This window comes from Lactiplantibacillus sp. DA1, from assembly GCF_032681335.1.
Lineage (GTDB): Bacteria > Bacillota > Bacilli > Lactobacillales > Lactobacillaceae > Lactiplantibacillus.
In genome coordinates, this window is sequence record NZ_JAWHTQ010000002.1 from 367,148 (window position 1) to 381,048 (window position 13,901).

At 43.5% G+C, this 13,901-nt stretch carries 15 protein-coding genes; 3 read left to right on the forward strand and 12 right to left on the reverse strand.

Annotation, left to right across the window (positions count from 1 at the left end; genetic code table 11):
- Positions 1–9 precede the first annotated feature (9 nt).
- The 5 genes from RXV91_RS04375 to RXV91_RS04395 form a co-directional block, all read right to left on the reverse strand.
- Complete coding sequence (locus RXV91_RS04375) at positions 10–339, reverse strand: hypothetical protein (RefSeq protein ID WP_128484719.1); 330 nt, start codon at positions 337–339, stop codon at positions 10–12.
- 67 nt (positions 340–406) lie between these two features.
- Positions 407–1,393, reverse strand: coding sequence for a hypothetical protein (locus RXV91_RS04380; RefSeq protein ID WP_301700102.1), 987 nt, complete (start codon positions 1,391–1,393; stop codon positions 407–409).
- A gap of 338 nt (positions 1,394–1,731) precedes the next feature.
- Entirely contained in the window at positions 1,732–2,232 is a 501-nt protein-coding gene (locus RXV91_RS04385) for a hypothetical protein (protein WP_316438808.1), read from the reverse strand.
- Positions 2,233–2,883: 651 nt separating this feature from the next.
- The gene (locus RXV91_RS04390) at positions 2,884–3,090 is read right to left on the reverse strand and encodes a hypothetical protein (RefSeq protein WP_316438809.1); all 207 of its coding nucleotides are present in this window, start codon (positions 3,088–3,090) and stop codon (positions 2,884–2,886) included.
- 174 nt (positions 3,091–3,264) lie between these two features.
- Positions 3,265–4,026: an SAM-dependent methyltransferase gene (locus tag RXV91_RS04395; RefSeq protein WP_316438810.1), complete on the reverse strand. Its 762-nt coding sequence runs from the start codon at positions 4,024–4,026 to the stop codon at positions 3,265–3,267.
- 111 nt (positions 4,027–4,137) lie between these two features.
- Between RXV91_RS04395 and RXV91_RS04400 the strand changes: the two genes are divergently transcribed.
- Positions 4,138–4,485 (forward strand): heavy metal-binding domain-containing protein, encoded by a 348-nt coding sequence (locus tag RXV91_RS04400; protein WP_316438811.1) that lies wholly within the window; start codon positions 4,138–4,140, stop codon positions 4,483–4,485.
- 95 nt (positions 4,486–4,580) lie between these two features.
- Here the strand turns inward: RXV91_RS04400 and RXV91_RS04405 are convergent, their stop codons facing one another.
- Entirely contained in the window at positions 4,581–5,792 is a 1,212-nt protein-coding gene (locus RXV91_RS04405) for an MFS transporter (RefSeq protein ID WP_316438812.1), read from the reverse strand.
- A gap of 116 nt (positions 5,793–5,908) precedes the next feature.
- On the opposite strand from RXV91_RS04405, the gene RXV91_RS04410 reads away from it, so the two are divergent.
- Positions 5,909–6,493 (forward strand): helix-turn-helix domain-containing protein, encoded by a 585-nt coding sequence (locus tag RXV91_RS04410; RefSeq protein WP_316438813.1) that lies wholly within the window; start codon positions 5,909–5,911, stop codon positions 6,491–6,493.
- Positions 6,494–6,627: 134 nt separating this feature from the next.
- Here the strand turns inward: RXV91_RS04410 and RXV91_RS04415 are convergent, their stop codons facing one another.
- Genes RXV91_RS04415 through rnz form a run of 5 tightly spaced genes read right to left on the reverse strand, consistent with a single transcriptional unit; the run spans position 6,628 to position 11,618 of the window.
- A complete protein-coding gene (locus RXV91_RS04415; protein ID WP_021732043.1) occupies positions 6,628–7,146 on the reverse strand; it encodes an adenine phosphoribosyltransferase in 519 nt (172 codons plus the stop codon).
- Positions 7,147–7,164: 18 nt separating this feature from the next.
- A complete protein-coding gene (gene recJ / locus RXV91_RS04420; RefSeq protein ID WP_316438814.1) occupies positions 7,165–9,501 on the reverse strand; it encodes a single-stranded-DNA-specific exonuclease RecJ in 2,337 nt (778 codons plus the stop codon).
- A 17-nt stretch (positions 9,502–9,518) separates the two neighbouring features.
- On the reverse strand, positions 9,519–9,869 hold the full coding sequence (locus RXV91_RS04425) for a LapA family protein (protein ID WP_316438815.1): 351 nt from the start codon (positions 9,867–9,869) through the stop codon (positions 9,519–9,521).
- 12 nt (positions 9,870–9,881) lie between these two features.
- Positions 9,882–10,673 (reverse strand): SDR family oxidoreductase, encoded by a 792-nt coding sequence (locus tag RXV91_RS04430; RefSeq protein WP_316438816.1) that lies wholly within the window; start codon positions 10,671–10,673, stop codon positions 9,882–9,884.
- A 9-nt stretch (positions 10,674–10,682) separates the two neighbouring features.
- Complete coding sequence (gene rnz, locus RXV91_RS04435; protein WP_316438817.1) at positions 10,683–11,618, reverse strand: ribonuclease Z; 936 nt, start codon at positions 11,616–11,618, stop codon at positions 10,683–10,685.
- A gap of 399 nt (positions 11,619–12,017) precedes the next feature.
- Between rnz and RXV91_RS04440 the strand changes: the two genes are divergently transcribed.
- Complete coding sequence (locus tag RXV91_RS04440) at positions 12,018–12,302, forward strand: hypothetical protein (protein WP_316438818.1); 285 nt, start codon at positions 12,018–12,020, stop codon at positions 12,300–12,302.
- Positions 12,303–12,457: 155 nt separating this feature from the next.
- Here the strand turns inward: RXV91_RS04440 and obgE are convergent, their stop codons facing one another.
- Entirely contained in the window at positions 12,458–13,753 is a 1,296-nt protein-coding gene (gene obgE / locus RXV91_RS04445) for a GTPase ObgE (RefSeq protein WP_316438819.1), read from the reverse strand.
- Positions 13,754–13,901 lie beyond the last annotated feature (148 nt).

Below are 13,901 nucleotides of genomic sequence, written 5' to 3' on the forward strand. Positions count from 1 at the left end.
TTTGGAAATTTATTTGGTCGAAAATATAACAATGAAAACATAGATACTTTCACTAATAGCAGCTGATAAGAACGCTAACAGTAATGAGATATTGATAATTCCAAATGTTGAATTATCTTTACCACTTAATGCCAATATTGCTACTAAAGCCAAGATAGAGCTAATAAAATACAGAAAAGTTACTATTAAAATTCGTTCTAAAAACTTTTTATCAGTTTTTAGAGTGCTAAGAAGACCAATCGACAGTTTTGGAACAAATACCAGTGCTGCCATAAAAATTGCAGTTGTCAAACTTGAAAAAGAAACTATATTTGAAATCGCATCTTGATAATTTGGCATACTACTAGGGGAAATTTTAAAAAGCCAGCATATTATAAAAGTTGCCACGAAGATAAGTATAGAGAATTTATTTCTCCAAACTCGTGCCCCCATTATTTTCACCATACTCTCTTACAAATAAATTTTTCTGAATAAAATCAAATTTAGTATCATATGCCATGTCAAGATAATTGAAACTATCCTTAATAGTTATACCGTTACTGCGATCAAATTGAATTCTACCTTTATAATCCAATTTGTTTTTTAGTAGATTATAAAAGACTTCTTGCCCCTCTTCAATACCTTCAATGTTTATTGATTCTACATCGTCAAACTCATCGTTATGAAAAATACTTTTAATTTTAGCGATCAAGTTGGGTTTATCCATTCCGGCCGATTTCAATTTAATAAAGTACTCACTAGCCGACAAATGATGTGCTAATCTGACATCCCCCATTTCTGGTCTAGAATCTCTTCGGCGATCTACTACATTCGTATTTTTTGACACTTTATAACTAATCGAAGTAACTGCAGACATAGCATTAATATCGTTAATACTTTTTTCATCTGGTATAAATGCAAAGCGCAAACCTTTTACATCAAATAAACATTGGAAAAATTTTTTTAATGCCCACATATTTGTTCCTCCGTTTGTCCGACTAACCGCAACCACCGAATAGAACGGATCAATTAAAATTTGTGTATCAAATAGTGGGCCAATTTTAGTCATATCAGCATTGTCTAAATTCACGACTTCTGAGCGTTCATCAACAATCTTTGATAAATCTCCATACTTCACTTGTTGTGATGAATCAACATTTGCAATATTAATTGCATAGCAATAACATTCTTCAGTATCTTCTCCATAATTTACCATACCATCAAGACTAAACCTTTGAATCGCGGAAAGGTAGTAACGAGTATCGTTGACGGTTAGTTCGTTAATTTGAGAATACTTTTCCAATCTAAAAGAATTAAAGATTGCGTCTAACGATCCTTTAAGATCAAATTTTTTCTTTCCTTCAATCAATTCATAGAATGCTACTCTTTTTTCTTTTTCACCAACTGTATCCATTAAGTACATCTCCAAAATAATTATTAGTTAATATTAAAGTAACAATAAAAGGATCACAGTTCAACAAACTATCATCCCTAACTAATAATTATTTTGATACAAGTTCATCATACCAGAACGTATGTTCGAAATCAATTGATTAATCTCTTACAGACGTTCCAAATATCGCCGGTAGGTCTCGAACCTACATCACATTGTGGCTTACCAATTAGCCCACGGCGACACCTGTCTGTAATAACGTTTGGAGGTAAACGTGCGGATGGCTCTTAAACACCCACTCATTTACGCTACCAATATACCATCTAAAAAAGGACACTGTCTGAACACGAATGGGACAATTAGCTAACCATTTCTTCCAGGCTCACAATCCCAAACAAGAATATCGAAAATTCTTGAATAGCCTCTTTCTGATCGCGCCTAACAGTCTTCTCCGAAACATCAAAATAGTCAGCAATTTTCATAAACGTCCATTTTTGAGGATTGATGTACATATTCTGAATCACAAAGTACCGTCGTTGAACTGGCAAGTCGCGCTTCTTAGCGTAGTTTTTGTAGGCTTGTAACATTAAATCTGTATACTCCATCATCTTATTTGTACGTGCTTTATAGCCCATGACACTGCGCAGCTTTAAGTCATCCGCATTGAAGACATCCTTTAGATAACGGTCGATGTCCGTGTCAATATCCCGCGAATGCTCTTTCAAAATGTCGTAGTTCTTGAGTAATAATCGAGTGTTCTTAACGCGCCACGTCTGTTCGTTCTTAAACTGCCGCTTACGTTCATCACGTACCAAATCAGTCACTAGCTTGGTAATCTCTCTAACTAATTTTTGATCCATCAATTAATCACCTAGTTTCCGCCCGCATATCGGACAATAATTAATTTTAGAATAAACAGTATGCGTATTGCTGTCTGCGCCATCATAATCAAGAACTAGGCTCCGAGATGTAAGGCAAACGGTCGTATATAGGTAACCAGCATCTCCATCATAATATTTATCCATCATTATCAATTTACGTCGACCACCGAAAATCTGTACTCTCCTTATTTAAAGCAGTAGAGACCAGCCAGTAAAAACAAGAATCTCGACAAACATTGATTTGTCGGGATTCTTGTTTTTTATATAATTCAAATCAAACAAGTCATTATCAACATGTTTTGCTACCTACTATACTGTTTGGAAATGGTATTGATACTACTATTACAAAATAGGTTTTAGAATTGAGCTACTCCTACCTGCTCCAAAATTTTAGCACTCAATATCAACGCTTTCTTGAACCACCCAGAGGGTTTCTATACTATTGGTTTAGTAACATATTCTAAAGCTGCTTCTTTAATTGTTGAATGCCAATTCAAATTTATTCACATCAATGCCTGTATTAAACATCGCACTTGAAATAATCATAATGATCAACAACACCAATCAAGTAATACTATTCCCCACTAATCCACAAAAAATATTCGTCAGCCCTTGCCAACGGATACCCAATTACTTCTGCTCACGCACGGCTTGACCAAAAACAAAGAACGAACCAAGAATACCCACGCATGATAGTAAAAATAAAATGCCATAGCACAGTACATCCCCCACTGTCACTAAAGTCTTCGGAAAACCGGCAGTTGAGACCCATAGAAAAATCACGCTTAACCAAAACCAAAATGAGCGATAAAACCGAACCGGTCGACGTATCCGCATGACGCTCCCCCCTAACTCGTTATTCCAATGAAATAACCGATTGGAATAACGCCTATTATAGGCAGTGCGTAGTTAAGTACAAGCTCTGAATACTCAAATCCGACGTTTAAGCTACAATTCGTAAGCGCTTACGTTTGTTAAGTGACAATCCAATTAATGAGCCCCCTCGCAACCTCAATCACAACGAGCCAGTTTACGAGCGATAATCATAAATCGATCTTCAAATGTCGTGATGCGACCATTAATGGCCAGCAAGGATTGTAACTGATGCAATTTGGGGAGCATTCGTACCACGTCAAAATGTGGAAACTCCCATGGAATCACCGTAGCATAATAGACAATTGCACCAACATCCGTAAAACTCAGCGCCACGTAGGCTTGCTCAGCCCGTAAAATTTCAAATCCCGCAGCCTGCATTTGAGCCACCACTGTCAACAACTGATTGTCAGGATATGCTGGTTCATAGTGCTCGTCAAAGAATCGTGACAACGCATAATTATTGGTCGCACCAACTTGCTGAGTCACAAATCGGCCTCCCGGCTTTAAAACTTCCGCAATTCGCTTCACCGGCATCGCACCATGACTATTCGTCACAATATCAAATGTTGAATTTGGCACGGCCGTCAACTGTTCGGCGGCATCTGGATATAATGTAATTCCCTTTTTAGCCACCGTTTGCTTCAACAACTCAACATTTGGTTGCCACCCCTCGGTCACCGCAGTCAGTGCTGGCTGATGATTAAAACGCCCCATCAATTCACCACCGCCCGTATCAATATCCAACCACCGATCATCGGTACTTAGACGCTCACGAACTAGGGCAGCGTAATCCCACGGCAAGTCCGCAGTTTGCCACCGACCTGCCAGATGACTAAAGTCCCAGCCGTGCATGGATTGCTGTGCTTCTTCAAACCAACTGCTTTCTAAAGCTGTCATATTTTGCCTCCTTCATTTCCTGTAAACCAAACCACTCATCAAAGTCTCCGCTGGCCTATTTCAATACGAATTATGCTATGATTACAATATCTTTAAAAGGAGGTTCAGTCAATGACACAATTACTGGTCACGACCACTGAAAATATTCCGGGGCACCCATATGCAGTTATCGGTGAAGTCTTTGGGCTAACCACTCAATCTAAAAATCTAGTCCGTAACATTGGGGCGGGCTTAAAGGGCCTAGTTGGCGGCGAAATCAAGGATTACACCAAGATGCTCGAAGAGTCGCGCGATGTCGCGGTCAATCGGTTGCGCGATAATGCCAGTGCCATGGGTGCGGATGCCGTTGTGATGATGCGGTTCGACACCGGCTCCATTAGTCAGGATATGCAATCGGTTGCCGCATATGGTACCGCAGTTCGTTTTATCACCGAAGACTTGGCCACTGACAATGCTTAACCTGATTTGAGACTAACGAAACCGCCTGCCGGTAATCTGGGCAAGCGGTTTTTAGTATGGTGACAATTGTTTGTATAACACAATTATAATTTTTGTCACCGGCGAATGAACAGACAGCCACCACAAACTAACAGTAACCCCATGGCCGTCAAATAAGCCGCTTCTGGGCTCACGATATTATCCAACAAGACCAATCCAACACTGCCGATTGGAATCGAAATCGTCGCCAATGAATTTATGATGCCGCCTAAGCTCCCAACGATACTATGATCGGCCACTTTCAATAAACTCGCCATCAATTTAGGATTTGCTTGTCCCATACAAAATCCCCCAATCATCATAATCGTAACCACTACCCAATAGTTTTGCCAAATCAACAGATTAATAAATAAACCCTCAAACGCCACGACGGTAGTTAACATGACGCCACGAAACGTCCACCTCTGAAAGTAGCCTGTATGTAACAAATTCCCTGCAACCGATCCAAATACGTCAGCAGTATTCATCACAAGAATTGCGACTCCGAATGAAAGTGGTAACTGCGTCGCCCGGTGAATCAGGTATAAATTCAATAGTGCATCGACGCTTGCACCCACCGCATTCAAGAACAAGACGCTCCCCAATAGCGCCAAGACGTTCATGTGCACCCCCGCTTCCATTGCTTGTCGCACTTGTCGTAGCAGTTGACGGAATGTCGACGTCACGGTGACAGTTGCAGAAGGTAATTTTAGCGTTTCATACCCAGACAGTAGCACAAGACCGGCAATCAAGAACGTGATTGCATTCAAATATCCCGCGAGACGATAATCGCCCGTTGCGGCCAATAGACTGACACCCAGCGCTTGGCCCATCGTCTGCATTAACACTCCAATACCTTGGTTGATCCCTAAGGCCTCTTCTTGTAACTCAGACGCGACTTTAGCTTGTAATAATGGCATTCGGAGACTGCCGCTCAACATCCCCAACACATCTGAACACAAATTGATGGCAATAATAATCAACAGCAACCCGACCTGTTTTTCAGTAATAAGTTGCGCTAACACGAGATATAATGCCGCTTGAACAAATTTCAAACCTGCTAACCACCCCCGCTTATTGGTTTGCGAGTCTGCGAATCGCCCGGTAATAATACCGAAAATTCCGGGCAATACGGTAGCCACCGAGACTACCGAAACCATCAAGCTTGCTTGTGCAAACGTTCGCGCATACGTTAATAAAATAATGTTAAATAAACTGGTACCAATTGTCTCAAAAAGATCAGCTACTGTTAACGTGACAAATGCACGATTACGACCTAGATTTTTCATTACGTCACTTCCAATTTAATATTATTTATCATTAAAATAAATTTAATTGGTAAATTAAATTTAACCGTTTGATTTCTATTTGTCAAATGTTTAAGCTAGTATTGAGGTGAAAAAAGATGCCCAAAAACACATTGGCACAGTTCGCGAAACTAATGGCCGATCCAAAAGTGGCCGCTATTTTAAAGGCCACCAAATCAGAAACTGGTCTAACAACAAAACAAATTTCAGCCCAGACTAAAATTCCTAACAATCAGTTGTACTATACAATCAACAAAATGCAAGATGCTGACTTATTAACCATTGTTAATCAAGTTCAGGTTAAAAACTTAACTGAAAACTATTATTCCAGCGCCCACCTTTCTCATGAGACGCCTCAACATCAAGCAGCTCTTGACAGTCTCAATGCTGACTTGACTGATATTTCTGGCACTTGGAGTCAGGCACATGTCCAGCAACTTTTACAGTGGATCATGTTACTGAACCATGACTTTACTGAGGCCTATCAAGAACAAATGACCCACAAGCATCCCGACGAAGCAAACGTTTTTTTTAGCAACGCGATTTTAAACCTTTCAGCCGCCGGTGAACATCAATTACGTTTAGATTTGATTAACTTGTTAAGCAACGCTGAGAAGAATGATCCCGATCCTCAGTCGAAGGACAAACACCAGGTTAAACTCCTGATTGAGAAGTGGGAATAACGTGAGTCTCACAACCATTTGGCGAATTTAAATCACTCTTGTTCATTGGTTGATCTGCCGAGAGCAGACCTCAGCCAAATAAAAAAAGCTCCGAATGACTGATAAATCGTCATTCGGAGCTTTTGATATTGATCTTAAAACTGCATCAAGCTCAACATATCATAATCTTTAATCTTATCGCGGCCATGTAAATCCTTGAGTTCGACTAAGAAAGCCGTTCCAACCACGTTTCCGCCTAATTCTTCAACCATTTGAATCGTTGCTGAGATGGTGCCACCAGTCGCTAACAAATCGTCAGTGACAAGCACATTTTGACCAGGCTTAATTGCATCTTTATGCAAGTAAAGCGCTGACTGCCCGTATTCCAAATCATAAGTTGCTTTCACGGTCTCCCGTGGCAACTTACCCTTCTTACGAGCCGGTGCAAACCCAACCCCTAACTCATAAGCTACTGGGCAACCCACGATAAAACCGCGCGCTTCAGGGCCAACAATCATATCAACATGTTTATCACGTGCAAATTGTACGATTTGATCAGTCGCTTCACGGTATGCTTCCCCGTCAGCCATCAAAGGTGAGATATCACGAAAAATGATTCCGGGTTCGGGATAATCCGGAATACTAGCCACATACTTTTTTAAATCTAATGCCATTTGTTCTTAACAGCTCCTTCAATTCTTAACCGCAGCCTGGTTCTTCACCCATACTTGGAGCGCTGCAGATTTACTATATAAAAGCGTTTCTTCAGCAACGATTTGTTGCTCGCGTAGCTGATAACTAGGGGCGTGATGTAAATCCGCTTTCGCTGGATTCGAAACGCCATTCATGACACCATCATTTATTTTAACAAATCCGACCTCAAAAAACACCTGAATCATAAAAATAAGCAAATTTCGTTCAATATGCAGATGTTTAGCAACTAAGGTCAACTGATGATGAATGTCAACATCATGATGGGTGGCGGTAAACTGGAACAGCTTCGCAAACTGTTCACGATTTGGCATTCCAGTCATATAAACCGATTCTTGGCGGTACAAATAGAGGGTCACCTGATCAAGCGCAATTGTGGTTAAGAGTTGCGTCATGTCAGCAAGCGTATCAGGACAATCCACAATAAAGACGGCATGACTGGCCGTGATCGTTGCCAGCTCTACCGTCGTATCACCGACCCACACAGCTTGGGATTGTGATCCTAAGTATTGTTGAACTTTTTTCAATAATCGCTGATGGAAGAAAAGATAGACACCCGGTGCTTGAAATAAATGGGCTGACAAATGTTGCGTCCGCGCATCAATCACTTGGGTACCAGTCACTGCGATATCTTTAATCATAATTTGCGGCTTTGTCTGCCCATTCCAAGTATTTTCACTCAGCTCACCAACTAGCGTGACATCCGTGGGACTCGCTTGAACGGCAGGTAACGCTGCCCCCATTGAAAAACCAATCGCGTCAACATTAACCGTCCCATCGCCAAGTTGTAATTTTAAATGCTGTTGATCACTACCAATCGCTCGCGCCTGTGGAATCGTGTTTGGGGTTAATTCAAACACTGGCGCCGGATTATCCGTCCCAAATGGCGCTAACGTTTGAATATCCGCTAACGTTGCCAAGGTCGCCTCAGCTAATGGTAACGTGCCATCAATTGGCAAACTGATCTGCGCGTTAGCTGCCAGTTGCTGATTGACCGCTGCTTCTTCCATCGCCGCTTTAAGGGTCGCCAGTTGATCGGCCATCACGGTCAAGCCAACCGCCATGTGATGACCACCAAATGCAACTAACGCCTCCCGGACAGGATCAATCGCAGCGAACAAATTATATGCGTCAACACTCCGGCCACTACCCTTGAGACGACCTTCGTCATCTTCATTTAGCACTAATGTTGGCTTACCAGTCGTTTCAACCACGTGGCTTGCGACAATACCTAAAACCCCTTCATGCCAACCATGGCCGGTAATCACTAAGGTTTGACGGGCCTGATTATCAGCCGTTTGTGCCTGTTCAATGGCACTAGCACTAATTGTTTTAACCAGGCCTTGCCGTTTTTCATTCAATTGATTGACCTGTTTAGCCAATGCCGTGGCCCGTTCATCATCCAAAGTCGTTAATAATTCAACACCACTTTGAGCCGACTGCAACCGACCCAGCGCGTTTAATCGCGGCGCAATTCCAAAACCAATGCTAGTCTCATTCAATTTATCAGGAACTAACCCAGCTTCTTGAATCAACGCTGCTAAACCCGGTCGCGTCGTCTGTTGTAAGACTTTCAAACCGAGTGTCACCAAAGTCCGGTTCTCAGCTGTTAAACTTACCAGATCGGCTACTGTTCCAATGGCGGCAAGGTCTAATAGTTCTTCCGGAACCTCTTCAAGTAGCGCCGTCGCCACTTTAAACGCCACACCGGCACCGGAAAGACCACCAAATGGATAACTGCCCTCCGGATGTCGTGGATGAACAATGGCGTAAGCGTGCGGCAATTCAGTTGGTAATTCATGATGATCGGTCACCACGACATCAATGCCCTGTTCCTGCACTTGATTGATGACTGCATTTCCCGCGACACCGTTGTCCACCGTCACAAACAATTGGGTACCAGCATCAATTAGGCGATCAAAAGCAGCCTGATTGGGACCATAACCATCTTCGAAACGATCTGGAATATAGTAATTGACGTTAGCACCAATTTGGTCCAGCGTTTCATACATAATTGACGTACTCGTTAAACCATCCGCATCATAATCTCCATAAATGGTGATTTGATCCCCAGCAATAACCGCCTCCTGGATGCGCTCAACAGCTTTTTCCATATCGTGCATCGTCATTGGATCTAACAATGGTTGTTGATCCGCGTGCAGGAATAATGCGGCTTCTTTGGCCGTATTAATTTCCCGCATCATTAACAGACGGGCAACTAAGGGGGTCACGTTAGCCGCCTCAGCTAACGCGGTGACGGCCGCTTCATCGATGGTTGCCGCCAAGCGTGGGACCCACTTTTTCTTTGCCGCTAACATGGCATCCTTCCTTTCAACTACTTATCGGTTGGCGTGGTTGGTTGTGCTGCCACTGCCCGTTTTTGTTTACCTTGATTATTCAAACGCAACGTTAATTGCTTATTTTCGGCAGTCAACTTGTCAATCTTGGCCTGGGCCGCTGCCAATGCTTCACTATGGGCGGTCCGTTCCTTAGATTCATTGACCGTTGCCATCAGTACTGCGGTAATAACGCCTAGGATCAACGTCACCACAATAACCAAAATCAGTGGCCAATGAACCGCTGTAACACCAAAATTAATTCGCACTGGTTCCACGTTTAAAATTGCAAAAATAATCACGACTAACGCAATGACTAGTGCACTCACTAACCGCCATTGATTCTTCATTAAGCTCATCCCCTATTTAAAATTAAAAACCGTCCCCGTCAGCCAATCCCCGAGCTTGGGTGCCAGCTGATAACCTAAATTAGCCGCCGACATCACCCAGGGCCGATTCAATTCACGCCGTTGATGTCCCAGCTTGCTCACAATCAACTCGGCAAACTTAACGGGATTCAATGCCAGCTGCTCAACACGCTCTAAGTAATGGCCGGTTGGATCCGCAATCTTAAAAAAGTCCGTTTTAATGGGGCCCGGATTAACCGTCAACACGTTAACATGGGCATCCTTTAACTCCAGACGTAGTGCATTGTCATAAGCAATAACAGCCGCCTTACTAGCTGCATAAACGGCCGACTTCGGTGTTGCAATTTTACCAGCCATCGAGGCGATATTAACAATTTCACCAGTCCGCTGTTTGACCATTCGCTGCGCAGCCAGTTGGCTAACATACATGGTTCCCAACGTATTGACACGCAACATTTTCGCCATCACCGCTGCATCCATCGCGGTCACCGTCGTCATATCACCAAAACCAGCGGCATTAATGACCACATCCAATTGACCAAATAGCTCATCGATGGTTGTAAAGACGTGATCAACGTCCGCCACGTGGCCAACGTCACAAGTAATCGCCACGGCCTGCCCTTGTGATAACAGACGACATTGATCAGCCACTTGTGTTAGCCGTTCACGTCGGCGGGCTGCTAAGACGACATTGGCTCCCTGACTCGCCACGGCTAGGGCTAATTGTTCGCCCAGTCCACTAGACGCGCCAGTGACCAAAACAGTTTTACCCACTAAGTTTGTCATTTACTTGACCTAACCTTTCTCAGGTAATGGAATATCAATTACATCAAAGTCGCGAACGACTTTTGAGTGACTGAAGACTTTCTGCGCTTGTTTTTGCAGTTCCTTGCTTAACTTACCAGTATACCGGGCTGAAATATGTGTTAATAACAACTGCTTAACACCGGCTTGCTGGGCCACCTGAGCTGCTTGGGTACTCGTTGAATGGTAATAGTTATGTGCCAACTTACCTTCATCTTTTCCGAACGTGCTCTCATGAACTAAGGCATCCGCATTCTGCGCTAAACTGACTGCATGCGGTGTACGACGGGTATCACCAAGAATCGTTACTGTCCGCCCTTTTTGTGGCGCAGCAATGTAATCTTGTCCATTGATTGTCCGACCATCAGGCAACGTCACCGTTTTGCCGGCTTTTAATTGACCATAGACGGGACCACTCGGAATGTTCAGGGCTTTGAGTCGCTCTGCTTGTAATTCACCTGGGTGATCAGCTTCTTCCACCCGGTAACCGAAACAAGCGATCCGATGATCCAGAGGCTCACAACTTACTTTGAACGTGGCATCTTCAAAGACCGTCTCAGCCTTCGTGATTTCATGAAACTTCAATGGATATGACAAATGGGTACCAGAGACCCGCAACGCCGTTTGAACGAAGTCGCGCACACCAACTGGCCCGTATACCGTCAATGGCTCGTCACCACCCTGAAACGACCGTGAACTCAATAATCCTGGCAAGCCAAAGATATGATCACCGTGTAGATGGGTAATAAATATTTTGGCAATTTTGCGGGGCTTTAACGTCGTGCGTAAAATCTGATGTTGCGTCCCTTCGCCGACATCGAACAACCAGACTTCATTCCGTTCATCTAATAACCGCAATGCTGTGCTGGTGACGTTTCGAAATTTACCCGGTGAACCGGCACCGGTACCTAAAAATTCTAATTGCATATTTTTGTTCGTCCTATCTATACAGTCTGCTAACTATTTTACCGAATCTAACGGTAATACACAATTGTTAGCACTGCAAAGTCATGACCGGTGAACACAATTGCACCCACCGATTGTCATTTTAAAAATGACTTCAATTTATTTTAACATGTCACGCCAAAATTATCGCACTGGGTTTTTAAGATTTCGACTGCTGATAGCGCGGTGGCCACTAACTGTTCACACCTGAAGCTGCCAGCATCCAGCAACCCATTTTCACATCAAATTGACCATCATGACTAGTTGTGACCGTTTTCATCAAAAACGTCATCGGCTAACTATGAATTACCGTCAATATTGCTTAACCTAACCCACTATCGTATACTTGCTACAAAAGTATCTCAATACGAGGTGACCACAATGCGACTTATCGACTTTAACTTGTCAACCGCTGATTTACAACAAACGCTACCCCTATATTGGGAACCCGTAACCAATCAAACTCACCCCATTCAAAGTGTCACACTCATTGACCAACAATTAGTCTTAGTAGCCGCACAGTCCGGAATCCCGCTGACACTAGACCAATTTAACGCCCGGACTCGCCAAATCAGCGGGCAGACTCAACTCTACATTAAGACCGCGTCCCAACCACTCCGTTTATTCGGCTATCGCCTTAGCCAGCAACGACTATTGTTCGGCTGAGAACGCGGACCCAGATTCAAAAAAGCAGCGTGGTTAGTTAAGATCCTAACCACGCTGCTTTTTGTTCCATCGTCGTTTTATCGCTAGCCTGGCCGCCAGAAACTAATCTGACCGACGTGCCAAGCATCGTCACCTAGCCATCGATTCAAGCACACCTAATCCATGAATTGGAACGAGTAATCTAAGATTTGAATCGTATCATCATTCTTAGCACCAGCTGCCCGTAAAGCGTCATCAACGCCCATACCACGCAATTGCCGTGCAAACCGCATTAGACTTTCTTCATGGTCTAAGTTGGTCATCTTAAATAGTCGTTCCAACTTTTCACCAGACAGGACAAACAAACCTGGTTCTGGGTTATCAACGTTAAAGTCCGCATTCGTTTCAGTCGTATAATCACGGTGTTTCAAATCGTCAACACCCTTGATTGGGAATTGTGGTGTTGTATCTAATAAGTCAGCCGTCTTGGCTAACAAGGCTTTCAGTCCCTGTTGCGTGATCGATGATACTGGATAGACAGCCGGTGTGTTGGGTAACATGTCATCCGTCGCTAACTTCGCCTTAAAGGCTTCCAGATTAGCTTCAGCATCCGGCATATCCATCTTAGTCGCCACCACAATTTGTGGCCGTTTTAAGAGATCAGGATCATAACTCGTCAACTCATGATTGATTTTATGATAGTCTTCAAACGGATCATTTTCTTCCACACCACTCATATCAATGAGATGTAAAATAACGCGAGTCCGTTCGATATGCCGCAGGAACTGAATCCCTAAGCCGACTCCGTTAGCCGCACCTTCAATCAAGCCAGGCAAATCAGCCATGACAAAATCGCGGCCGTCATCCAAGCGAACCATTCCGAGATTAGGCACTAAGGTCGTAAAATGGTAGGCCGCAATCTTCGGCTTAGCACTTGTGACAACTGAAAGCAGTGTCGACTTACCAACTGAAGGAAAACCGACTAAGCCAACATCAGCCAAAACTTTCAATTCCATCCGAATTGTCAATTCATCCCCAGGTTCACCGTTTTCAGCAATTTCTGGCGCCGGATTTTTGGGACTAGCAAAATGAATATTGCCCCGGCCACCCCGGCCTCCTTTGGCAACAACTAATTGTTGATCTTTACTGACGATATCACCAATCAACTCACCAGTCTCAGCATCTGTCACCGTGGTCCCAAGCGGCACCTTAATGACTGTATCCTTAGCAGAACGACCAGTCATCTGCTTGATCATCCCGTTACCACCAGCGGCAGCCTTGAATTTCCGCGTGTACCGAAAATCCATCAACGTCCGTAGCCCTTCATCGGCTTGTAAGACCACGCTCCCACCGCGGCCACCATCACCACCGGCCGGGCCACCATTGGGTACAAACTTTTCACGGCGGAAAGCAACCATGCCGTTACCACCGTTACCGGCCTTTACATCTACTTTTACTTGATCAACAAACATGTTTTGTTCTCCTGTTTCTTCTATATTATTATCTACGAAATCCGATCGTGCGAAATTAGATACCTGACCTAGTATACAAATCTTCGGCCACTTCGTCAAAAGTTCTACGCCTAATCAAGATAATCAATTTAAAACAATCTGTGATGAC

Excerpts from the sequence above, each read along its gene's own strand:
- RXV91_RS04375 (WP_128484719.1), bottom strand. The coding sequence starts at position 339 with ATGCCAAATTATCAAGATGCGATTTCAAATATAGTTTCTTTTTCAAGT.
- RXV91_RS04380 (WP_301700102.1), bottom strand. The coding sequence starts at position 1,393 with ATGGATACAGTTGGTGAAAAAGAAAAAAGAGTAGCATTCTATGAATTG.
- RXV91_RS04385 (WP_316438808.1), bottom strand. The coding sequence starts at position 2,232 with ATGGATCAAAAATTAGTTAGAGAGATTACCAAGCTAGTGACTGATTTG.
- RXV91_RS04390 (WP_316438809.1), bottom strand. The coding sequence starts at position 3,090 with ATGCGGATACGTCGACCGGTTCGGTTTTATCGCTCATTTTGGTTTTGG.
- RXV91_RS04395 (WP_316438810.1), bottom strand. The coding sequence starts at position 4,026 with ATGACAGCTTTAGAAAGCAGTTGGTTTGAAGAAGCACAGCAATCCATG.
- RXV91_RS04400 (WP_316438811.1), top strand. The coding sequence starts at position 4,138 with ATGACACAATTACTGGTCACGACCACTGAAAATATTCCGGGGCACCCA.
- RXV91_RS04405 (WP_316438812.1), bottom strand. The coding sequence starts at position 5,792 with ATGAAAAATCTAGGTCGTAATCGTGCATTTGTCACGTTAACAGTAGCT.
- RXV91_RS04410 (WP_316438813.1), top strand. The coding sequence starts at position 5,909 with ATGCCCAAAAACACATTGGCACAGTTCGCGAAACTAATGGCCGATCCA.
- RXV91_RS04415 (WP_021732043.1), bottom strand. The coding sequence starts at position 7,146 with ATGGCATTAGATTTAAAAAAGTATGTGGCTAGTATTCCGGATTATCCC.
- recJ (WP_316438814.1), bottom strand. The coding sequence starts at position 9,501 with ATGTTAGCGGCAAAGAAAAAGTGGGTCCCACGCTTGGCGGCAACCATC.
- RXV91_RS04425 (WP_316438815.1), bottom strand. The coding sequence starts at position 9,869 with ATGAAGAATCAATGGCGGTTAGTGAGTGCACTAGTCATTGCGTTAGTC.
- RXV91_RS04430 (WP_316438816.1), bottom strand. The coding sequence starts at position 10,673 with ATGACAAACTTAGTGGGTAAAACTGTTTTGGTCACTGGCGCGTCTAGT.
- rnz (WP_316438817.1), bottom strand. The coding sequence starts at position 11,618 with ATGCAATTAGAATTTTTAGGTACCGGTGCCGGTTCACCGGGTAAATTT.
- RXV91_RS04440 (WP_316438818.1), top strand. The coding sequence starts at position 12,018 with ATGCGACTTATCGACTTTAACTTGTCAACCGCTGATTTACAACAAACG.
- obgE (WP_316438819.1), bottom strand. The coding sequence starts at position 13,753 with ATGTTTGTTGATCAAGTAAAAGTAGATGTAAAGGCCGGTAACGGTGGT.